General features: G+C 72.2%; 20 protein-coding genes and 1 pseudogene. 11 read left to right on the top strand and 10 right to left on the bottom strand.

Annotated features, from left to right (window positions below; genetic code table 11):
- Positions 1-53 precede the first annotated feature (53 nt).
- Together ACFZCP_RS11185 and ACFZCP_RS11180 are read right to left on the bottom strand one after the other, a co-directional pair.
- Positions 54-941 carry a hypothetical protein gene (locus ACFZCP_RS11185; RefSeq protein WP_391426133.1) on the bottom strand — a complete coding sequence of 296 codons (888 nt, stop codon included), beginning with the start codon at positions 939-941 and terminating at the stop codon, positions 54-56.
- Positions 938-2,125: an SPFH domain-containing protein gene (locus ACFZCP_RS11180; protein WP_391426132.1), complete on the bottom strand. Its 1,188-nt coding sequence runs from the start codon at positions 2,123-2,125 to the stop codon at positions 938-940. Before ACFZCP_RS11180 ends, ACFZCP_RS11185 begins: the two co-directional genes overlap by 4 nt.
- Before the next feature lie 130 nt (positions 2,126-2,255).
- Here ACFZCP_RS11180 and ACFZCP_RS11175 point away from each other — a divergent pair, with 130 nt between their 5' ends.
- From ACFZCP_RS11175 to ACFZCP_RS11165, 3 genes are all read left to right on the top strand, one after another.
- On the top strand, positions 2,256-3,479 hold the full coding sequence (locus ACFZCP_RS11175) for an arginine deiminase (RefSeq protein WP_391426130.1): 1,224 nt from the start codon (positions 2,256-2,258) through the stop codon (positions 3,477-3,479).
- An 86-nt stretch (positions 3,480-3,565) separates the two neighbouring features.
- The gene (argF, locus tag ACFZCP_RS11170) at positions 3,566-4,597 is read left to right on the top strand and encodes an ornithine carbamoyltransferase (RefSeq protein WP_391426128.1); all 1,032 of its coding nucleotides are present in this window, start codon (positions 3,566-3,568) and stop codon (positions 4,595-4,597) included.
- A gap of 139 nt (positions 4,598-4,736) precedes the next feature.
- Positions 4,737-6,182: an amino acid permease gene (locus ACFZCP_RS11165; protein ID WP_391426125.1), complete on the top strand. Its 1,446-nt coding sequence runs from the start codon at positions 4,737-4,739 to the stop codon at positions 6,180-6,182.
- Here the strand turns inward: ACFZCP_RS11165 and ACFZCP_RS11160 are convergent.
- The gene (locus ACFZCP_RS11160) at positions 6,142-6,594 is read right to left on the bottom strand and encodes an ATP-binding protein (protein ID WP_362700357.1); all 453 of its coding nucleotides are present in this window, start codon (positions 6,592-6,594) and stop codon (positions 6,142-6,144) included. The two genes, ACFZCP_RS11165 and ACFZCP_RS11160, sit on opposite strands and share 41 nt — an antisense overlap.
- Before the next feature lie 296 nt (positions 6,595-6,890).
- Here ACFZCP_RS11160 and ACFZCP_RS11155 point away from each other — a divergent pair, with 296 nt between their 5' ends.
- Genes ACFZCP_RS11155 through ACFZCP_RS11145 form a run of 3 tightly spaced genes read left to right on the top strand, consistent with a single transcriptional unit; the run spans position 6,891 to position 10,638 of the window.
- A complete protein-coding gene (locus tag ACFZCP_RS11155; RefSeq protein WP_391426122.1) occupies positions 6,891-7,718 on the top strand; it encodes an enoyl-CoA hydratase family protein in 828 nt (275 codons plus the stop codon).
- A 6-nt stretch (positions 7,719-7,724) separates the two neighbouring features.
- Positions 7,725-10,085: a bifunctional salicylyl-CoA 5-hydroxylase/oxidoreductase gene (locus ACFZCP_RS11150; protein WP_391426119.1), complete on the top strand. Its 2,361-nt coding sequence runs from the start codon at positions 7,725-7,727 to the stop codon at positions 10,083-10,085.
- A gap of 49 nt (positions 10,086-10,134) precedes the next feature.
- Positions 10,135-10,638 carry a hypothetical protein gene (locus ACFZCP_RS11145; protein ID WP_391426117.1) on the top strand — a complete coding sequence of 168 codons (504 nt, stop codon included), beginning with the start codon at positions 10,135-10,137 and terminating at the stop codon, positions 10,636-10,638.
- Between the two features lie 22 nt (positions 10,639-10,660).
- On the opposite strand, the gene ACFZCP_RS11140 is transcribed toward ACFZCP_RS11145, so the two are convergent.
- Entirely contained in the window at positions 10,661-11,473 is an 813-nt protein-coding gene (locus ACFZCP_RS11140) for a PaaX family transcriptional regulator C-terminal domain-containing protein (protein WP_391426115.1), read from the bottom strand.
- Between the two features lie 15 nt (positions 11,474-11,488).
- Positions 11,489-13,081, bottom strand: a complete 1,593-nt coding sequence (locus ACFZCP_RS11135; protein ID WP_391426113.1) for an AMP-binding protein — start codon at positions 13,079-13,081, stop codon at positions 11,489-11,491.
- Between the two features lie 178 nt (positions 13,082-13,259).
- Here ACFZCP_RS11135 and ACFZCP_RS11130 point away from each other — a divergent pair, with 178 nt between their 5' ends.
- Both ACFZCP_RS11130 and ACFZCP_RS11125 read left to right on the top strand, forming a co-directional pair.
- Positions 13,260-14,396 (top strand): acyl-CoA dehydrogenase family protein, encoded by a 1,137-nt coding sequence (locus tag ACFZCP_RS11130; protein WP_391426111.1) that lies wholly within the window; start codon positions 13,260-13,262, stop codon positions 14,394-14,396.
- Positions 14,393-14,791, top strand: coding sequence for a RidA family protein (locus tag ACFZCP_RS11125; RefSeq protein WP_362700369.1), 399 nt, complete (start codon positions 14,393-14,395; stop codon positions 14,789-14,791). Before ACFZCP_RS11130 ends, ACFZCP_RS11125 begins: the two co-directional genes overlap by 4 nt.
- 6 nt (positions 14,792-14,797) lie before the next feature.
- Here the strand turns inward: ACFZCP_RS11125 and ACFZCP_RS11120 are convergent, their stop codons facing one another.
- Positions 14,798-14,992, bottom strand: coding sequence for a DUF5999 family protein (locus ACFZCP_RS11120; RefSeq protein WP_362700371.1), 195 nt, complete (start codon positions 14,990-14,992; stop codon positions 14,798-14,800).
- Positions 14,993-15,227: 235 nt separating this feature from the next.
- Between ACFZCP_RS11120 and ACFZCP_RS11115 the strand changes: the two genes are divergently transcribed.
- Positions 15,228-15,653, top strand: coding sequence for a DUF6299 family protein (locus tag ACFZCP_RS11115; protein WP_391426108.1), 426 nt, complete (start codon positions 15,228-15,230; stop codon positions 15,651-15,653).
- A 68-nt stretch (positions 15,654-15,721) separates the two neighbouring features.
- Here ACFZCP_RS11115 and ACFZCP_RS11110 read toward each other — a convergent pair whose 3' ends face one another.
- The 4 genes and pseudogenes from ACFZCP_RS11110 to ACFZCP_RS11095 all read right to left on the bottom strand — a co-directional run bounded on the left by ACFZCP_RS11110 (position 15,722) and on the right by ACFZCP_RS11095 (position 18,804).
- Positions 15,722-15,943: an acyl-CoA carboxylase epsilon subunit gene (locus ACFZCP_RS11110; protein WP_391426105.1), complete on the bottom strand. Its 222-nt coding sequence runs from the start codon at positions 15,941-15,943 to the stop codon at positions 15,722-15,724.
- Positions 15,944-15,954: 11 nt separating this feature from the next.
- The gene (locus ACFZCP_RS11105) at positions 15,955-17,499 is read right to left on the bottom strand and encodes a carboxyl transferase domain-containing protein (RefSeq protein ID WP_391426103.1); all 1,545 of its coding nucleotides are present in this window, start codon (positions 17,497-17,499) and stop codon (positions 15,955-15,957) included.
- 125 nt (positions 17,500-17,624) lie between these two features.
- Positions 17,625-18,410 carry a BTAD domain-containing putative transcriptional regulator gene (locus ACFZCP_RS11100; protein ID WP_391426101.1) on the bottom strand — a complete coding sequence of 262 codons (786 nt, stop codon included), beginning with the start codon at positions 18,408-18,410 and terminating at the stop codon, positions 17,625-17,627.
- A 297-nt stretch (positions 18,411-18,707) separates the two neighbouring features.
- Positions 18,708-18,804, bottom strand: a pseudogene (locus tag ACFZCP_RS11095).
- 176 nt (positions 18,805-18,980) lie between these two features.
- On the opposite strand from ACFZCP_RS11095, the gene ACFZCP_RS11090 reads away from it, so the two are divergent.
- Both ACFZCP_RS11090 and ACFZCP_RS11085 read left to right on the top strand, forming a co-directional pair.
- Positions 18,981-19,988, top strand: a complete 1,008-nt coding sequence (locus tag ACFZCP_RS11090; RefSeq protein WP_391426099.1) for a phosphatidylglycerol lysyltransferase domain-containing protein — start codon at positions 18,981-18,983, stop codon at positions 19,986-19,988.
- Between the two features lie 28 nt (positions 19,989-20,016).
- Positions 20,017-20,166: a hypothetical protein gene (locus tag ACFZCP_RS11085; RefSeq protein ID WP_362700844.1), complete on the top strand. Its 150-nt coding sequence runs from the start codon at positions 20,017-20,019 to the stop codon at positions 20,164-20,166.
- The last annotated feature ends 73 nt before the right edge of the window (positions 20,167-20,239 follow it).

Here is a 20,239-nt window from a genome sequence, read left to right as displayed (position 1 = left end):
GCGCGGGGCTCGGGTCGGCCGGAGGCGCAGTCCCCCGCACCGCGGCCCGGGGCTCACGCCAGCCGCAGGCGCTGTCCGCAGACCCCGACCCGGAGGGTCTGTCCCCAGGTGAGCTGGAGCGCGTCGCTCTCGATGCCGTCGCCGAAGGCGATGAGCCGGTCGGACTCCACGGTGACCGTCAGGGACGCCGAGGCCGCCAGTTCGCCCGCGACCAGCGTCGTGCCCGTCGCCGGTGACGGCCAGGCCTCCCGGACGAACCACACCAGCCGGTCCTCGGTGGGGGAGGGCAGCGGGAGCCGGCTGCCCCGCTCCTGCCACACCGAGCGCAGCCATCCGGTCGCGCCGGTGCCGGTCCCCACCAGCACCCCGGAGGAGGCCTGGGCCTCGACGGCACCCCCGTCGTCGTCGAGGCCCAGGCGGTAGCGGGCGGTCTGGTGGCCCGGTGTGCCCAGGTAGATCTCGTTGAGCGCCACCAGCCGCTGGGTGTCGTCGGCGACGGCCTCCACCATGGTGAGTTCGTCCACCGTGCCGTCCGGCGCCGTCAGGAGCTTCGCCGCGTCCTGAGGGCGGTGGCGTACCAGCACGCCGGGGTTGCGGCCCGGGTCGGTGTCGATGCCGATCACCGGCTGGCCCGTCAGGTACTTGGCGACGTTCGCCACCAGGCCGTCCTGGCCGACCACCACGACCACGTCCTCGGGGGCGAACAGGAAGCGGTCCAGGTCGGACCGCTCCACCTGGGCCTGACGCCAGGTCAGCGGTACGGCGGAGGTCACCTCGGCCAGGGCCCGGCGGGCGCGCCGGTGGCGTTCGGCGACCTCCCCGACGTCCCGGCCGCGGGAGGCGAGGAAGAAGGCGGCCTGGCCGTGTGTGCCGTGCCGGGCCACCAGCTCCTCGTACTCCGTCGTGCGATGGACCAGGACGGCCCGTGGCGCGAGGCTCACCGCGCCGCCTCGGTGGGGCCGCCGCCCAGCTTCGACAGCAGCCCGGTCAGCACGTCCGGGGAGACGGTCACGCTGTCGATCCGCGGCAGGTTCTCCGCGAGGCGGGTGGCGGTGAGCGCCTGCAGGGTCACCGTCCCGTCGATACCGGCCTCCGCGTGCACCCGCAGCCAGGCGGCCTGTGCCTGCGCCCGTGCCTCGCCGACCTCGCGCGCACCCTCGGCCTCCGCCCGGGCGATGCGCTCGGCCCGGGCGGCCTCGGCCTCGGCGAGCTTCAGCGACCGCGCCGCCTCCGCGTCGGCGAGCTTCAGGGACCGCCCGGCCTCCGCCTCGGTGAGTCTCACCGTCCGTGTCGCCTCGGCCTCGGCCAGCTCGACCGACCGTGCGGCCTCCGCCCTGGCCAGGGTCACCGACCGGTCCGCCTCCGCCCGGGCGCGCACCGCGTCCGCGGCCGCCTGCTCCTCGGCCTCGCGGCGGGCGTTGGTGCCCCTCTGCTCGACCAACTGCTCCTCGCGGCGGGCGAGTTCGATGCGGCTGGCCAGCTCGTTCTCGGCGATGGTGCGCTCGCGCTCGACGGCCACGGCCCGTCGTTCGTACGTCGCCCGGTCCGCCTCCTGCTGGATCTGCTCGCGGGCCGGGGTGCGCAGGGCCCGCTCCACCTCCGGCTCGGGCCGCAGCGCCATCACGCGGACGGCCACCACCTCGATGCCGGTGGCCGGCAGGCGCGGTTCGGCACCGAGGCCGGCCGCGACCCGCTCGCGCACCGCCGCCACCCCGTCGACGAGGGCCGCCGACAGCGGTGTGCGGGCCAGGACGTCCAGCGCGTGCTGCTGGGCCGTCTCGGTGAGCAGCGTGCCGAGCTGCTCCAGCGGGGTGCCCCGAAAGGTGCCGGTGTCCGGGTCGATCGAGAAGTCCAGGCGGGTGGCGGCGACGGCCGGGTCGGCGATCCGGTAGGTGACCGTCGCCTGCACCGAGACGTCCTGGAAGTCGGCCGTGCGGGCGTGGAAGGTCATCGTCAGCTCGCGGTCGTCGACCGGCACCTCGGACAGCGCGGCGGTCAGCGGACGGAACCAGAAGCTGAGCCCGGGACCGTCGTGGACCAGCGTGCCGGAACGGTGGTGGCGGATGTGCGCCGTGGGCGCGCCGCGCAGATGGCGCCAGCCCAGGCGCCGGGTGATGTCGGCCATGGAACCCCTCGCTTTTCGTCATCGCGACGATAATCCGGAAGCCCGGTTCTCGTCAAGGGGACGAAAACAGGAAGGGCCAGAAATGGCCAAGAAGCGCGTGAAGGCGGGCAGGGATGGCCAGGATGGAGGCATGGCATACCACGTCGACTCCGAGGTCGGACGGCTGCGCCGGGTGATCCTGCACCGGCCCGACCTCGAGCTCAAAAGGCTCACCCCCAGCAACAAGGACGCCCTCCTCTTCGACGATGTGCTGTGGGTGCGCCGGGCGCGCGCCGAGCACGACGGATTCGCCGACGTCCTGCGCGACCGCGGGGTCGCCGTGCATCTCTTCGGGGATCTGCTCGCCGAGACCCTCGCCGTCCCCGAGGCCCGCACCCTGGTCCTCGACCGGGTCTTCGACGAGAAGGAGTACGGCCCCCTCGCCACCGACCATCTGCGCGCAGCGTTCGACGGGATGGGGCCGGGCGAGCTGGCCGAGGCTCTGGTCGGCGGAATGACCAAGCGGGAGTTCCTGGACGCCCACGCGGAGCCGGCCTCCGTGCGCTTCCACGCCATGGACCTGGACGACTTCCTGCTCGGCCCGCTGCCCAACCACCTCTTCACCCGTGACACCTCGGCGTGGATCTACGACGGCGTCTCCATCAACGCCATGCGCTGGCCCGCCCGGCAGCGGGAGACGGTGCACTTCGAGGCCATCTACCGCCATCACCCGCTGTTCCGTGACGAGATGTTCCGCGTCTGGTCCCGCGGGCAGGCCGACTTCCCCTCCACCATCGAGGGCGGCGACGTGCTGGTGATCGGCAACGGCGCCGTGCTCATCGGCATGAGTGAGCGCACCACCCCGCAGGCCGTGGAGATGCTGGCGTACAAGCTGTTCGCGGCCGGGTCCGCGCGCACGATCGTCGCGCTCGACATGCCCAAGCGGCGGGCCTTCATGCATCTCGACACGGTGATGACCATGGTCGACGGCGACACCTTCACCCAGTACGCGGGCCTTGGCATGCTGCGCTCGTACACCATCGAGCCGGGAGTCGGCGAGCGGGAGCTGAAGGTCACCGACCATCCGCCGGAGCACATGCACCGCGCCATCGCCGCCGCCCTCGGGCTCGGTGAGATCCGGGTGCTGACCGCCACCCAGGACGTGCACGCGGCCGAGCGCGAGCAGTGGGACGACGGCTGCAACGTGCTCGCCGTCGAACCCGGTGTCGTCGTCGCCTACGAGCGCAACTCCACCACCAACACGCATCTGCGCAAGCAGGGCATCGAGGTGATCGAGATCCCGGGCAGCGAGCTGGGCCGGGGCAGGGGCGGCCCCCGCTGTATGAGCTGTCCCATCGAACGCGAAGCGGTGTGACCGAACCGACCGGGGGGTCTGAATATTAATGCTGAAGGTCGTATAGAATTCCAAGGTCTCTTCACCCGTACCCCTGGAGCGCCCCCATGGCGACAGTCCCGACCGCCCTCGCAGGACGCCACTTCCTCAAGGAGCTGGACTTCACCGAGGAGGAGTTCCGCGGCCTGGTCGAGCTGGCGGCCGAGCTGAAGGCCGCCAAGCGGGCCGGGGCCGAGACGCAGTACCTGCGCGGCAGGAACATCGCCCTCGTCTTCGAGAAGACCTCGACGCGCACCCGCTGCGCGTTCGAGGTCGCCGCCGCCGACCAGGGCGCCCACACGACCTACCTCGACCCGGCCGGCTCGCAGATCGGTCACAAGGAGTCCGTGAAGGACACCGCCCGGGTCCTCGGCCGGATGTTCGACGCCATCGAGTACCGCGGCCACGGCCAGGGCGTCGTCGAGGAGCTGGCCGCCTACGCCGAGGTCCCCGTCTACAACGGTCTCACGGACGAGTGGCACCCCACCCAGATGCTCGCCGACGTGCTCACCATGACCGAGCACACCGACAAGCCGCTGACCGAGGTCGCCTTCGCCTATCTCGGCGACGCCCGCTACAACATGGGCAACTCCTACCTGGTCACCGGCGCGCTGCTCGGCATGGACGTCCGCATCGTCGCGCCCCGGCTGCTGTGGCCGGACGAGACGATCATCGAGCTGGCCCGGCAGCTCGCCACCGCCTCCGGCGCCCGGATCGCCCTCACCGACGACGTGACGGAGGGCGTGCGCGGCGCCGACTTCATCGCCACCGACGTCTGGGTGTCGATGGGCGAGCCCAAGGAGGTCTGGGACGAGCGCATCGCCCTGCTCGGCCCCTACGCCGTCACCATGGACGTGCTCCGCGCCACCGGCAACGACCGGGTGAAGTTCCTGCACTGCCTGCCGGCCTTCCACGACCTCGGCACCGCCGTCGGCCGTGAGATCCACGAACGGCACGGGCTGACGGAGCTGGAGGTCACCGACGAGGTGTTCGAGTCCGAGCACTCCGTCGTCTTCGACGAGGCGGAGAACCGGATGCACACGATCAAGGCGGTCCTGGTGGCCACCCTGGCCGGGGCTGCGGCACAGAGCCCGGCCTGACCCGACCTGTGTCACACAGCGTTGCCTGACCGGCCTCACCAGGCCTTATCCTGACCGGCGGCCCGGCACCACCCCTGCCGGAGCCGCCGCCGCGGCCCACCGATGGTCGCCCGCACCACCAGAAACGAGCACCACCCGCATGCCCGCTCCCCGCATCAAGTCCCCCGGCACGCTGATAGCCGAATCCGGCGCCGACCGTGAGGGCCACGGTCTCCAGCGCACGATGGGCCTCTTCCAGCTCATCTGCTTCGGCGTCGGCGCCATCGTCGGCACCGGAATCTTCGTCGGACTCTCCGACTCCGTCGCCCAGGCCGGCCCGGCCGTCGTGGTCTCCTTCGTCCTCGCCGCGATCACCTGCATCTTCACCGCCCTGTCCTTCGCCGAACTGGGCGGCGCGATCCCGGTCTCCGGGTCCTCCTACTCCTTCGCCTACGCGGGTCTCGGCGAGTCCACCGCCTTCCTGGTCGGCTGGTGCCTGCTGCTGGAGTACGGCGTCTCCATCTCGGCCGTCGCGGTCGGCTGGAGCCAGTACGTCAACGAGCTCCTGCACAGCCTCACAGGCTGGCAGCTCCCGCACGCGCTCTCCGCGGGGCCGGGCGAGCACGGGATCATGAACCTCCCCGCCGTGATCGTCATCGCGATGGCCTCCGTGCTGCTGGTGCGCGGGGTGCGGGAGAGCGCCCGGGCCACCGCCGCGATGGCCGCCGTGAAGCTCGTCATCCTGCTCGCCTTCTGCGTCATCGGCTACAGCGCCTTCAAGGACGGCAACCTCACCCCGTTCTCCCCGGCCGGCCTCGGCGGCATCGGCGCGGGCACCACCGCCGCGTTCTTCTCCTACATCGGCTTCGACGCGATCACCACGGCCGGCGAGGAGGCGAAGAACCCGCGCCGCGACATCCCGGTGGCGATCCTCGTCTGCATGGGCCTGGTCACGCTGCTGTACTGCGCGGTCGCGCTCGCCGCGATCGGCGCCATCGGCGGCGACCAGGTCGCCGGCCGTCCCGCCGCCCTGTCGTACGTGGTCAACAAGGTCACCGGCTCCGCCGTCGGCGGCGGGGTCATCGCCTTCGGCGCGGTCGTCGCCATCGCCTCGGTCGTCCTCGCCGTGATGTACGGCCAGACCCGCATCCTGATGTCGATGTCCCGGGACGGCCTGATCCCGCGCGTCTTCGAGAAGGTGTCGCCGCGGACCTCCACCCCGGTGGCCGGCACGCTGATCGTCGCGGTCGTCTTCGCCGTCCCGGCGGCCTTCGCCTCCCTGGACGCCGTGATGAACCTGTGCACCATCGGCACGCTCGCCATCATGGCCGTCGTCAACATCACCGTGATCGCGCTGCGCCGCCGCGAGCCGGGCCTCGCCCGCAGCTTCCGGGTGCCGCTCTACCCCGTCGGCCCGCTGCTCGGCGTCGGCTTCTGCCTGTACCTGATGTACGAGACGGGCTGGCAGACCTGGATCCAGTTCGCGGTGTTCCTCGTGGTGGGAGCGCTGATCTACGTCGCCTACGGGCGCCGGCACTCCACGCTGGCGAAGGCGGACCGCGAGGTCACGCAGGACGCCGCTGAGCAGGAATTGCAGGAAGTCTGAACCACACCGCCTTGCCCGACGGGGTGGGGCGGTGACCGCAGGACGAACTGAGAGCGCGGATCAGCAGCAGGCCGCGCCCTCCCTCCTGCCAGGGGTCGGGCTGCTCGATCACCGGACGCGTCAGATGGCCGGGCGGCGCCGGGTCCGGATCATGTACCTCGACCTGGCAGCCGGTGGGCAGCAGCTCCACCACCAGCTCTATCGGGCCGCGCCCGGCGGTGTGCTCCACCGCGTTGGCGACCAGCTCGGCCGTGAGCAGCTCGGCCGTGTCGCTGCACGCCGGGTGCTCCACCTCGGCGAGGGCCGAGCGCACCAGAGCACGCGCCACGGGCACGGCCGCGGTGGTGTGCGGCAGTGCGATGCGCCAGGAGGCCGGTCCGGCGGGGCGTTCGTGCAAGGCGAGTCCGTTCATGGAGCAGGATGTCCTGCTTTCAACTGTAGGAATGGTACGGGCCCGGCCACGAGGACCGTCGTCGGGTTCCGTACGGGACCTGCGGCCCCGCTACCGGTCGGCCTACCCCGCCGAACGGCCCGCCTCGCATGGCCGTCGCCACTGTTACCGCGCTGTGGACGATCGGTGACGCGCGTGACGGGACCCGGCCACACGGGCACACCGTTGTCGTGCCCTCGTGACGACAGTCACAAACGGGTGATAGCGTCATGGGACAGCGCAACGTGAGGCACCGCCCCCCTAGGAGGCCGCACGTCATGAGTCCCTTCACCGGCTCCGCCGCCCGTACCCCCGAGTGGGAACACCTGCGGGTCGAGCTCGCCGACGGGGTCGCCACCGTCACCCTGGCCCGCCCCGCCAAACTCAACGCCCTCACCTTCGGCGCCTACGCCGACCTGCGCGACCTGCTCGCCGAGCTGTCCCGGGAGCGGTCGGTCCGCGCCCTGGTGCTGGCCGGCGAGGGGCGCGGCTTCTGCTCCGGCGGCGACGTGGACGAGATCATCGGCGCCACCCTCGCCCTGGACACCGCCCAGCTGCTCGACTTCAACCGGATGACCGGACAGGTGGTGCGCGCGATCCGGGAGTGCCCGTTCCCGGTGATCGCCGCCGTGCACGGCGTGGCGGCCGGCGCGGGCGCCGTACTCGCCCTCGCCTGCGACTTCCGGGTCGCGGACCCCACGGCCCGGTTCGCCTTCCTCTTCACCCGCGTCGGCCTGTCCGGCGGCGACATGGGCGCGGCCTACCTGCTGCCCCGGGTGGTCGGCCTCGGCCACGCCACCCGCCTGCTGATGCTCGGCGATCCGGTACGCGCACCCGAGGCCGAGCGGATCGGCCTGATCAGCGAGCTGACGCAGGAGGGCAGCGCGGACGGGGCGGCCGCCGCCCTGGCCCGCCGCCTGGCCGACGGCCCGGCCCTGGCGTACGCCCAGACGAAGGCCCTGCTGACGGCCGAGCTGGACATGCCGCTCGCCGCGTCGGTGGAACTCGACGCCTCGACCCAGGCCCTCCTGATGAACGGCGAGGACTACGCGGAGTTCCACGCGGCGTTCACGCAGAAGCGCCCGCCGAAGTGGCGGGGGAGGTGACCTTCTGTGCCGACCTCGGCTGAACCGACCTCCGGGGCGCGGGGAACCGCGCGACAAGCCGCCACGCACCCGCACCCGCAGAACGACACGGGCCACCCCCGACGCATCGCGATCATCGGCGGAGGCCCCGGCGGCCTCTACGCCGCGGCGCTCCTGAAACGGCTCGATCCCACCAGGGAGATCACCGTCTGGGAACGCAACGCCCCCGACGTGACCTTCGGCTTCGGAGTGGTCCTCTCCGACGAGACCCTCGGCGGCATCGAACACGCCGACCCCGTGGTCTACGAGGCCCTGCAGAAGGACTTCACCCGCTGGGACGACATCGACATCGTGCACCGCGGCGTGTGCCGGCGCTCCGGCGGACACGGCTTCGCCGCACTCGGCAGGAAGCGGCTCCTGGAGATCCTGCACGACCGCTGCCGCAGCCTGGGCGTGCAGCTCCGCTTCAGCACCGAGGCACCGGACCCCGGCCGGCTCTCCGAGAGCCACGACCTGGTCGTCGCCGCCGACGGCGTCAACAGCGCCACCCGCGAGACCTACGCCCAGGTGTTCCGCCCCCAGGTGACCACGCACCGCTGCCGTTACATCTGGCTCGCCGCCGACGTCGCCTTCGACGCCTTCCGCTTCGAGATCGCCGAGACCGAGCACGGCGTGATGCAGCTGCACGGCTATCCCTATGCGGCCGACGCCTCGACCGTCATCGTCGAGATGCGCGAGGAGGTCTGGCGGGCGGCAGGCTTCGAGGACCTGGACGAGGCCGGATCGGTGGAGCGCTGCGCCAAGATCTTCGCGGAGACGCTCGGCGGACGCCTGCTGCGCTCCAACAAGTCCGCCTGGACCACCTTCCGCACGGTGGTCAACGCGCGCTGGTCGCACGGCAACGTCGTCCTCCTCGGCGACGCCGCCCACACCGCCCACTTCTCCATCGGCTCGGGCACCAAGCTCGCCGTGGAGGACGCGCTCGCCCTGACGGCGTGCCTGGAGGAGCAGCCCGACATCCTCTCGGCGCTGGCCGCCTACGAGGAGGAGCGCAAACCCGTCGTCACCTCCACCCAGCGTGCCGCCCGGGCGAGCCTCGAATGGTTCGAGGACCTGCGGCTGTATCTCGACCAGCCGCCGGGCCAGTTCGCCTTCAACCTGCTCACCCGCAGCCGCCGCGTCACCCATGACAACCTCCGGCTGCGCGACGCCGGCTTCACCCGGGCCGTCGAGCGCGAGTTCGGCTGCCCGGCCGGCACGCCCCCGATGTTCACGCCGTTCCGGCTGCGCGGACTGACCCTGCGCAACCGGGTCGTCGTGTCCCCGATGGACATGTACTCGGCCGTGGACGGCGTCCCCGGCGACTTCCACCTCGTCCACCTCGGCTCCCGTGCCCTCGGCGGGGCGGGCCTGGTGATGACCGAGATGGTGTGCGTGAGCGAGCAGGGCCGGATCACCCCCGGCTGCACCGGCCTCTACACCGGACGCCAGGGCGAGGCCTGGAAGCGGATCACCGACTTCGTGCACACCCAGGCGCCGGGCACGGCGATCGGCGTGCAGCTCGGGCACTCCGGCCGCAAGGGCTCCACCAGGCTGATGTGGGAGGGCATGGACGAGCCGCTGCCCGAGGACAACTGGCCGCTGGTGGCCGCCTCCGCACTGCCCTACCGGCCGGGCAGCCAGACCCCGCGTCAGCTCTCCCGCGCCCAGCTCACCGACATCCGCGAACAGTTCGCCGCGGCTGCCTGGCGCGCCGCCCGGGCCGGCTTCGACCTGCTCGAACTGCACTGCGCCCACGGCTACCTGCTCTCCGGCTTTCTGTCCCCGCTCACCAACCACCGCACCGACGCCTACGGCGGCTCCCTGGAGGGACGGCTGAAGTTCCCGCTGGAGGTCTTCGACGCCGTCCGCGGGGTGTGGCCGGACGAGCGGCCCATGACCGTCCGGATCTCCGCCACCGACTGGGCCGAGGGCGGCACCACGGCCGAGGACGCGGTGGAGATCGCCCGGGCCTTCGCCGCGCACGGCGCGGACGCGATCGACGTGTCCACCGGGCAGGTGGTGGCCGAGGAACAGCCCGCGTTCGGCCGGTCGTACCAGACGCCGTTCGCCGACCGCATCCGCAACGCGGCAGGCATCCCGGTGATCGCCGTCGGCGCGATCTCCTCCTGGGACGACGTCAACTCCCTGATCCTGGCCGGACGCACGGACCTGTGCGCCCTCGCCCGCCCCCACCTCTACGACCCGCACTGGACCCTGCACGCGGCCGCCGAGCAGGGGTACGAGGGCCCCGCCGTGACCTGGCCCGTCCCCTACCGGGCGGGCAGCCGCCGCCCCCGGACGGGACGTACCGATGCCCCCAAACCCCGCCTGACGCTCGGCGGCTGAGGCCCGTCTGCTGTACTCGCGTGCGAGACGGCGAGACGACGGAGAGATCATGAGCGTGGTGTACGACTACTTCTGGGCGGCCGACCGGGCCACGGCGGTCGACTGGGCGATCGGCCCGGACGGGGACTGGCTGCACGGCGGGGCGCTGGACGCGGAGTGCGCGGACCGGCTGGAGGTGAAGGGCCTGGACCCGAACGTCGTCCTGGGCAAGCTGGTCTCCTTCGCCGCAGGCATACCGTTCGGCAGCGTCGAGGACCCGGAACTGGTCTGGCCCGACCCGGTGGAGTGGCCCTACGGCCGGCAGCCGGCGCCGGGCACGGCGTCCCCCTGGGACAGCGACCGCATCCTCCAGGAGCTTCCCGACAACTGGCGGGACACCCTCGCCGGGGTCGTCGAGGACGCGGTGCCCATGCTCGCGCTCCAGTGGTTCGACATCGAGGAGATCCGCTTCGCCGACTACCTGGACGCGCAGGAGAGCGTCCGTACGTTCGTGGCGATGGCCCGCCGGGCCAGGGCGGCCGGTGCGCGGCTGTACTGCTCCTGCTGCGTGTGACCGTCCCGGCCCCTCGGCACCCTCACACCCCCACGAACCCGGCTCCGGCGTCCCGCAGCCGCTCGTGCAGCGCCCGGAACACCTCCGCCGAGCGCACCCCGGGCCAGCCGGCCGGCAGCAGGGGGGTGGGGAGGCCGGGGTCGGTGTACGGGAGGTGACGCCAGGAGTCGAGGGCGAGGAGGTAGTCGCGGTAGGCCTCCTCGGGCGGGGTGTCCGCGCGGTGCTGCCAGGCGTTGAGGACGGGGGCGTGCGCGTCCAGGAAGCGTTCGTGCTCCTTGGCGATCGCGGTCAGGTCCCACCAGCGGGCGACGGCCTCGGGGGTGGGGGCGAAGCCGAGGTGCTCGCCGCGGAAGAAGTCGACGTACGGGTCCAGGCGCAGGCGGCGCAGGGTGTGCCGGGTCTCCTCGTACAGGCGGGCCGGGGCGATCCACACCCCGGGCGCGGCCGTGCCGAAGCCCAGAGCGGCCAGCCGGGAGCGCAGCACGTGCCGCTTCTGGCGCTCCGACTCCGGGACGGAGAAGACCGCGAGGACCCAGCCCTCGTCCCCGGGGGGTGCGCTCGCGTAGACGCGGCGGTCGCCGTCGTCCAGCAACTGGCGTGCCTCGGGGGAGAGTCCGTAGCCGGCCGCGCCGCTCCCGGTGCGGGCCGGCAGCAGCAGGCCCCGCCGTTTGAGCCGGGACACCGACGACCGCACGGACGGCGCGTCCACCCCGACCGCGGCCAGGAGCCGGATCAGCTCGGCGACGGGCACCGGGCCGGGCAGGGAACGGCCGTACGCCCCGTAGAGCGTGACGATGAGGGACCTGGGGGCGTGCTGCTCGGACACGTTGATCATTTTAGGTCGTCGGCATCACTGCTGGTCACCCTGGGTGCGCAGACGGAACCGCTGCAGCTTCCCGGTGGCCGTGCGGGGGAGCGCGTCGAGGAAGACGAACTCGCGCGGGCATTTGTAGGGAGCGAGTTCGCCGGTGAGGAAGGCGCGCAGCGCCTCGGGGTCGCGCCGGGCGCCGTCCCGCAGCACGGCGTACGCCACCACCACCTGGCCGCGCGCCTCGTCGGGCCGTCCGATCACCGCCGTCTCGACCACGTCCGGGTGGCGCAGCAGCGCGTCCTCGACCTCCGGCCCGGCGATGTTGTACCCGGACGAGATGATCATGTCGTCGGCGCGGGCCACATAGCGGAAGTAGCCGTCGCTTTCGCGGACGTAGGTGTCGCCGGTGACGTTCCAGCCGCCGCGCACGTACTCCCGCTGCCGGGGGTCGGCAAGGTAGCGGCAGCCGACCGGGCCGCGGACCGCGAGGTGACCCGGCTCGCCGTCCGGCAGCTCCTTGCCGGCCGCGTCCTGCACGCGCGCCTGCCAGCCCGGCACCGGGACGCCCGTCGTGCCGGGCCTGATCCGCTCGTCGGCCGCGGAGATGAAGATGTGCAGCAGCTCGGTGGCGCCGATGCCGTTGATGATGCGGATGCCGGTGCGCTCGTGCCAGGCCCGCCAGGTGGCCGCGGGCAGGTTCTCGCCGGCCGACACGCAGCGCCGCAGCGACGAGAGGTCGTACCCGCCCAGCTCGTCGAGCATCGCCCGGTAGGCCGTCGGTGCGGTGAACAGGACCGAGACCCGGTGCCCGGCGATCGCCGGCAGCAGCTGCCGGGGCCCGGCGTGCTCCAGGAGCAGGGAACTGGCACCGGCCCGCATCGGGAAGATCACCAGACCGCCCAGGCCGAAGGTGAAGCCGAGCGGGGGACTGCCGGTGAAGACGTCGTCGGCGCGGGGGCGCAGCACATGCCGGGAGAAGGTGTCGGCTATGGCCAGCACGTCCCGGTGGAAGTGCATGCAGCCCTTCGGGCGGCCGGTGGTGCCGGAGGTGAACGCGATCAGGGCGATGTCGTCGGCGGCGGTGTCGACCGCGGGGAACGGGGTGCCGGGCGCCGGCCGGTGCAGCAGGTCGTCGGGGCCGTCACCGCCGTACGTCATGATGCGCAGCCCGGGTGTCTCGGCCTTCGCGAGGTCGTCCACGGCCCGGATGTCGCACAGCGCGTGCCGGACCCGGGCGATCTCGCACACGGTGGCCAGTTCGTGCGGACGCTGCTGGGCGAGCACCGTGACCGCGACCGCGCCCGCCTTCAGCACGGCCAGCCAGCACGCGGCCAGCTGGGGGGTGGTGGGACCGCGCAGCAGGACCCGGTTGCCCGGTACGACGCCCAGCTCGGCGGTGAGGACATGGGCGATGCGGTCGACGCGGGCGCGCAGCTCGCCGTAGGTCCAGGTGGGGCCGTCCGGGGTGTGGAAGACGGGGCGGGCGGCCCCGGCGTGGCCGAGGAGTTCGGCGGCGCAGTTGAGCCGTTCGGGGTAGTTCAGCTCCGGCAGGTCGAAGCACAGCCGGGGCCACTCGTCGGGCGGGGGCAGATGGTCGCGCGCGAAGGTGTCGACGTGGGCCGAGACGTGCATGGCGGTTCGCCCCCTTGCCGTGACAAGCGTCGAGACGGGCGTCCTGATGACCACGGGCGTCCTGGTGGGCTCGCACATCGAGCGTATCGTGTTGGTGACGGCAGTCAACTGTGCGCGATAACGTCGGAGGGCGACGGGGACGGGTCACGGCGATCCGCCTCGGAGGGAGGACCGGCAGATGACCGCATTCTCACTCGGACCGGAGCAGGCCGCCTGGTGTGCCGAGCTGCGCTCCCTGGCCGCCGAGCGGCTGCGCCCGCTCGCCGACAAGGGCGAGCCCGGCCGCGTCAACCGGCCGCTGCTCGCCGAACTCGGCCACCTCGGGCTGCTCACCCGCCTGTTCACCTCCGGTGCCCTCGATCTGTGCCTGATGCGGGAGTCCCTGGCCCGGGCCTGCACCGAGGCCGAGACCGCGCTCGCCCTTCAGGGGCTGGGCGCCCACCCGGTGCACGCGCACGGCAGCGCCGCCCAGCGCGAGCACTGGCTGCCCCGGGTGGCCGACGGCAGAGCGGTGGCCGCGTTCGCGCTGAGCGAGCCGGAGGCGGGCTCGGACGCGGCCGCCCTCGCCCTCGCCGCCGAGCCGGACGGCACCGACGGCTGGCGGCTCACCGGTGCCAAGTGCTGGATCTCCAACGCCCCCGAGGCCGACTTCTACACCGTCTTCGCGCGCACCACCCCGGGCGCCGGAGCCCGCGGGGTGACCGCCTTCCTGGTCCCCGCCGACCGGCCCGGACTGACCGGCTCCGCCCTGGAGATGATCTCGCCGCACCCCATCGGCGCCCTCGACTTCGACGCCGTACCCGTCACCGCGGACGACGTGCTGGGGGAGACCGACCGCGGGTTCGCCGTCGCCATGGGCACCCTCAACCTCTTCCGGCCCAGCGTCGGGGCCTTCGCGGTCGGCATGGCCCAGGCGGCGCTGGACGCCACCGTGGAGCACACCCGCGGGCGGGACGCCTTCGGGGGCAAGCTGATGGACCTCCAGGCCGTGGCCCACCAGGTCGCCGAGATGGCCCTGCGCACGGAGGCGGCCCGGCTGATGGTGTACGCGGCGGCGACCGCCTACGACGACGGCGCCCCCGGTGTGCCGGGACGGGCCGCGATGGCCAAGCTGCTGGCCACCGAGACCGCCCAGTACGTCGTCGACGCCGCCGTCCAGCTGCACGGCGCCCGCGCCCTGCGCCGCGGCCATCTTCTCGAACACCTCTACCGGGAGGTCCGCGCCCCACGGATCTACGAGGGGGCGAGTGAGGTCCAACGGGGCATCATCGCGAAGGAGTTGTACGCCATGACACACAACGGGGAGGCCCGGTGACGACCGAGCGCATCAACCCGCCCGGGCTCTCCCCGGCCACGGGGTTCTCGCACGCCGTCGTCGCGGCCGGCTCCCGCGTGGTCTTCCTGGCGGGCCAGACGGCCCTCGACACCGACGGCAAGGTCACCGGCGCCACCCTGCCCGAGCAGTTCGAGACGGCGCTCGCCAACCTGCTCACGGCGCTCGGCGCGGCCGGCGGCACCCCCGCCGACCTGGCCCGGGTCACCGTCTACGCGACCGACGTCGCCGACTATCGCACCCACGCCCGCCAACTGGGCCGCATCTGGCGGAAGCTGGCCGGGCGGGACTATCCGGCGATGGCGGTCGTGGGGGTCGTACGGCTGTGGGACGAGCAGGCGCTCGTGGAGCTGGACGGCTTCGCGGTGCTGCCGTAGCCGGTGTCAGGCCGCCACGGGGAGCCGCCCGGCCGGGACCCGGCGCGGCGGGACCACGCTGCCGTCGGGGTGCAGCTCCCCGGTGTCGTCGAAGACGATCGAGCCGTCGCACAGCAGGGTCCAGCCCTGCTCGGGGTGGGCGGCCACGGGGTGCGGGGTACCGGGGTCGGACGCGGAGCACGAGGTTCGGTAGGAGCACATGGCGCACCTCCACATCGGATGTGAGGGGGGCCGACGGGTTCGGCCGCGGCCCCGCACACCCAGACCATCCTCCTGTCGTGAACACCCCGGAACCGCCTGCGGTGAAGCGTGACAACTTGCGGACAACTCCCGGACGGTTCCATGACGCGCCACCGATGGAGTGACGGTCACGCCCGGCGGCGGGGCCAGCCGGTACCAGTGGAGGCTTCACCCCCACGGAACCGGGAGGCATTCCATGCCCGTACGCCCCGCCCTCGCCGCCGTGTTCGGCGCCACGGCCCTGCTGTGGACCGCCGTCGGCCCGGCCGCCGCCGACTCGGCCGAGACCGTCACCGTCGACCCGGCCGGCCGGATCGCCCCGGACGGCACGATCACCCTGTCCGGCACCTACCGCTGTACCGGGGCCACCGGGCCGGCCTTCGTCAGCTCCTCGATCGCTCAGGACGAACCCGGCGTCCAGCACGGCATCGGCGGTTCCGTCGCCCAGTGCGACGGAGCCGAACACCGCTGGGAGAACTCCGGCAGGATCACGCCGAACCCGGTCAAGGCCGGCAAGGCCCATGTGCAGGCCACGGTCACGGAGTTGCGTCCCGGCGGCCTTCTGGTGGTGCCGGCCTTCCACGCCGTCAAGGACCAGGACGTGAAGCTGACCCAGAAGTGAGCCGGTCTCCCTCGGAGTGACCCGGCACACCGGTGCGTGCCGGGCCGCCGCCGTGCGGCCGCGGGGGGTCAGGAACTCTGCCAGCTGTGCGGCGCGTGGAAGGCGTGCGGACGCCAGGAGGTGGTGCCGGGGGACGCGGCCTCGGCGCCGTTCCCGGCCAGGGCGCTGCGGCTGAGCAGCAGCACCGCGATCGCGGCCAGCTCCTCGTCCGTGGCCTCGCCCTTCTCGACGCGGATGGGGGCGGTGAGGCATGCGGGGGGCGCAGGTGACAGGGGGGACGTCGGGGACATCGGGGCCTCCTTCACTGAGGGGGATTGCCGTGCTTGCGGGTGGGGCGCTCGGCGTGCTTGGAACGGAGCATCGCCAGCGCGGCGATGAGGACGGACCGGGTCCCGGCAGGGTCGATGACGTCGTCCACCAGGCCGCGTTCGGCCGCGTAGTACGGGTGCATCAGCTCGGCCTTGTACTCCTTGACCAGCTCGGCCCTCCTGGCCTCCGGGTCGTCGGCCTCGGCGATCTGCCGGCGGAAGATCACGTTGGCCGCGCCCTCCGCGCCCATCACCGCGATCTCGTTCGTCGGCCAGGCGTAGGTCAGGTCGGCGCCGATCGACTGGGAGTCCATGACGATGTAGGCGCCGCCGTAGGCCTTGCGCAGGATCAGGGAGATCCGGGGCACGGTCGCGTCGCAGTAGGCGTACAGCAGCTTCGCGCCGTGCCGGATGATGCCGCCGTGCTCCTGGCCGACACCCGGCAGGAAGCCGGGCACGTCGAGCAGGGTGACGATCGGGATGCTGAACGCGTCGCACATCTGCACGAAGCGGGCCGCCTTCTCGGACGCCTCGATGTCCAGCACACCGGCCAGGCTCTGCGGCTGGTTGGCGACGATCCCGGTGACCTGGCCGTCCAGGCGGGCCAGCGCGCAGATGATGTTGCGCGCCCAGCGCTGGTGCACCTCCAGGTACTCGCCGTCGTCGACGATCTCCTCGATGACCTTCGCCATGTCGTAGGGCCGGTTGCCGTCGACGGGCACCAGATCGGCGAGCGCCTCGCAGCGGCGGTCGGCCGGGTCGTCACAGGGCACCGCGGGCGGGTTCTCGCGGTTGTTGCGGGGGAGGAGGGACAGCAGGTACCGGACCTCCTCCAGGCAGGTCTCCTCGTCGTCGTAGGCGAAGTGGCACACGCCCGAGGTCTCCGCGTGCACGTCCGCGCCGCCGAGCCCGTTCTGGGTGATCTCCTCGCCGGTCACGGCCTTGACCACGTCCGGACCGGTGATGAACATCTGCGAGGTCTCGCGGACCATGAAGACGAAGTCGGTCAGGGCGGGGCTGTAGGCCGCGCCGCCCGCGCACGGGCCGAGCATCACGCTGATCTGCGGGATGACCCCGGACGCGGCCGTGTTGCGGCGGAAGATGCCGCCGTAGCCCGCGAGGGCGGTGACGCCCTCCTGGATGCGCGCGCCCGCGCCGTCGTTGAGGGAGACCAGCGGGGCACCGGCCGCAATGGCCATGTCCATGATCTTGTGGATCTTGGTGGCATGGGCCTCGCCCAGCGCGCCGCCGAAGATCCGGAAGTCGTGGGCGTAGACGAAGACCGTACGGCCCTCGACCGTGCCCCAGCCGGTGACGACACCGTCCGTGTACGGCTTCTTCTCCTCCAGGCCGAAACCACTGGCCCGGTGCCGCCGGAGCGGCTCGACCTCGTGGAACGAGCCCTCGTCGAGAAGCAGGCCGATCCGTTCGCGCACGGTGAGCTTGCCCTTGGCCCGCTGCGCGGCGGTCGCCTTGGCGCTCGGGCCGGCGAGCACGCGTTCGCGTAGGCCGGCCAGTTCCTCGACACGGGACCTCATGTCTCCCCCTGCTTGGATGAAGTGACTGGACGTCGGTTCTCGCGGTTCCACTGGTCCGGTGAGCGTGACAAGGCCCGCTGACCGGTGGCTGACGGACCGCTTACGCCGACCGGACCGGCCGCACGTCAGACGGGCTGGAGACGGAGGTCGCCGGTCAGGGCGGGGTCGTGGGAGAGGATCGCGTTCTCGACCCGGCGCAGGGCGGGGGAGGGCTGGATGCCCAGCTCGTCGTCGAGGTGGCGGCGCATCCGGCGGAAGACGTCCAGGGCGTCGGCCTGCCGCCCCGAGCCGTACAGGGCGATCATCAGCTGCTCGCAGAACCGTTCCCGCAGGGGGTGGTTGGTGTGCGCCTCGGCCAGCTCGGCGAGGACGGCGGCGTGCCGGCCGAGCCGTAGTTCGGCGTCGAAGCGCAGCTCCATGGCGCGCATCCGGTGCTCCTCGTAGCGGGCGCCCGCCAGCTGGCACAGGGTCCCGGCCGCGAACCCGCCGAAGACCGGACCGCGCCACATCGCGAGCGCCTCGCGCAGCAGCCCCGCCGTGTGGGGGGCGTCGTCCGGTCCGGCGGACTCGGCGAGCCGTACCGCCCGGATGAACTCGGCCGCGTCCAGCTCGCCCTCACCCACGCTGAGCCGGTAGCCGGAGGGGTGGATGGTGAGCCGGGAGGCCGGACGGTCCGGCTCCAGCTCGCGCAGCCTGCGGCGTAAGCGGCTGACGTGCGCCTGCAGGGCGTTGGCCTGGTGGTCGGGGGCGGCATCCCCCCACATCTCCTCGGCCAGGCCCTCCCCGGAGACCGGCTGGCCCTCGCTGACCAGCAGGGTCTGCACCAGAGTGCGCTGCAGGTCGCCGGAGATGTCCGCCGGGCCGGCCGTCGTGAGTATCTGAAGTGCCCCGAGAATGCCGAATCTCAGCATGTCTTCCCCCCTTGGTGGCAATTCCTTGGCGAGATATTTCTTTCTGGGGTTGCGCAGCGGTGAAATAAAGAGTTACCGAACGCGCCGCGCCCCGGCGGGCGTCGACTCCTGGACGGCCCGCCGGGGCGGTTGCTCCGCCGGGACGGGGGGCGCCGGCGGTTCCTGGGAATCCGGTCCTGAGCCGCCTTCGGCGCAGTCCCGGTGTGGGATGGTGCATTCCGTGCGGTGGGTCGGTGAATCAGAGGTCACCGCGCACGGAACTCCGGTCCGACGATGCTCCGGCCATTGCTCCGCCGGTGGCGGAGAGGGCAGGATTTGAACCTGCGTGGGCCGTTTCCGACCCGACCTCGAGACATGCTCATGGTCCCCGATCAGCCACTCCGGGCACCTCTCCTCGCTCCCGGCTCCGGGATTGCCGTGCCGTTCACGACAACCACAGTGGCAGCATCCGCTGACGGAATGCTGACACGCTTCTGACGCAGGCAATGAATTCCTTTCGGCCCTTTTCCCGGACGTCCAGTCGGTGCTGTACTCCCCTCGATGGAATACGCTCCCGAAAGGGGTACGGGAATGACCGCCACCACCACCGAAACCGTCACGAACACCCCGGTTCTCGATGCCATACGCACCCACACGGCAAGCGAGAACCCGAGTTCGTTCCTGGCGCTCAACAGCGGAAACAGTACGTTCACCGTCCCGGGTGCGGACGGTGTCGTCGTCTACCGCCGTACCGGCCGCTTCGCCGTGCAGTTCGGCGCTCCCTTCGCCGCCGAGCAGGACTACGGAACCCTCCTCGACGCCTTCCGCGACCATGTCCGCGCCGAGGGCCTCACCCTGGTCGGCGTCCAGCTTCAGCGCGCCGACGCCGAGCGCTACGCCCGGCGGGGCTTCACCGTCAACCAGGTCGGCGCCTCCTGGGCGGTGGGCCTCGCCGAGTTCACCCTGCGCGGCACCAAGTTCATGCAGCTGCGCAACAAGATCTCCCGCGCCCTGCGCAACGGCCTGGTGATCCAGGAGGCTGACGCGTCCGACGTGCAGGACGCCATCGCCACCATCGACCAGGCCTGGCTCGGCTCCAAGGGCGGAGCCCAGCAACTGGAGTTCCTCGTCGGCCAGATCGGCGGCCCCGCCCAGGCCCACCGCCGGCTCTTCGTCGGCACCATCGAGGGCGCCCCGGTCGCGTACATCTCGTACTCGCCGGTCTACGGCAGCCGGGCCGGCTGGATGCACGACCTCAGCCGCCGCATCCCCGAGGGCTCCCCGGGCCTGATGGAGGCCATCAACGCGCACGCCATCGAGGTGTTCCGGGCCGAGGGTGTCGAGTGGCTGCACTTCGGGTTCACGCCGTTCACCGGCCTGGACGCGAGCCACGAACTCGACGGCCACAGCCCCGCGTTCCAATGGCTGATGCACGCCCTGTGGGCCGAGGGCGCGGCGCTGTACCCGGCGCAGACGCAGCTGTCGTACAAGCAGAAGTGGGCGCCCGACGTGCTGATTCCCGAGTACGTCGCCTTCGACGGGCCGCAGGCCTCGCTGCCCGGCTTCGCGCACGTCTTCCGCGCCTGCAACGCCTTCTGACCCTTCGTCACCGACAGGAGAGCACGCCATGAGCCAGTCCACCGAAGAACTCCAGCACGCCATGGTCGAGCAGCTGATGGCCGTCATCGGCGCACCCGACGACGAGGCGGTCGCCGAGGCCGCCGACGCGGTCGTGCGCGCCCTCGACGAGCGGCTGCGCGCCGGGGCGGCCGCCTGAGCCGGGCACCGAAGGCGCACCGCGCATCCGATCAGACCGGCATCAGTGTCACATCAGCGTTCCACGGAACGCT

Origin of the sequence: Streptomyces sp. NPDC007971 (genome assembly GCF_042958635.1) — a bacterium.
GTDB lineage: Bacteria > Actinomycetota > Actinomycetes > Streptomycetales > Streptomycetaceae > Streptomyces.
Note: the sequence above shows the minus strand (reverse complement) of the source record. Positions and strands in the feature narration are given on the sequence as shown.